Source organism: Bacillus infantis, from assembly GCF_050107595.1.
GTDB lineage: Bacteria > Bacillota > Bacilli > Bacillales > Cytobacillaceae > Bacillus_AB > Bacillus_AB infantis_C.
The window spans coordinates 1-312 of the sequence record NZ_JBNILH010000038.1; the positions used below are offsets into that span (position 1 = coordinate 1).

The following is a 312-nucleotide window of genomic DNA, read 5'->3' on the forward strand; positions in this document are numbered from 1 at the left end:
GGCACGCCGCCAGCGTTCGTCCTGAGCCAGGATCAAACTCTCCATATAAGAGTAAGATTTAGCTCTGATAAAAATAAGATTAACGTTGACGTTTTTGTTCGTTCAGTTTTCAAAGAACAATCTCTGCTGCTTTTGAAGCAACTTTTATATATTAACAGGAAGTAAATATGCTGTCAATAGTTTTTTGGTGGAGCCTAGCGGGATCGAACCGCTGACCTCCTGCGTGCAAAGCAGGCGCTCTCCCAGCTGAGCTAAGGCCCCATATCAAATTTCAAATGGTCGGGAAGACAGGATTCGAACCTGCGACCCCTT

At 45.2% G+C, this 312-nt stretch carries 1 tRNA gene; it reads right to left on the reverse strand.

Going from position 1 to position 312, the window contains the following annotated elements:
• Positions 1 to 185: 185 nt before the first annotated feature.
• A tRNA-Ala gene (locus ACQCVH_RS25345) sits at positions 186 to 261 on the reverse strand.
• Positions 262 to 312: the final 51 nt, after the last annotated feature.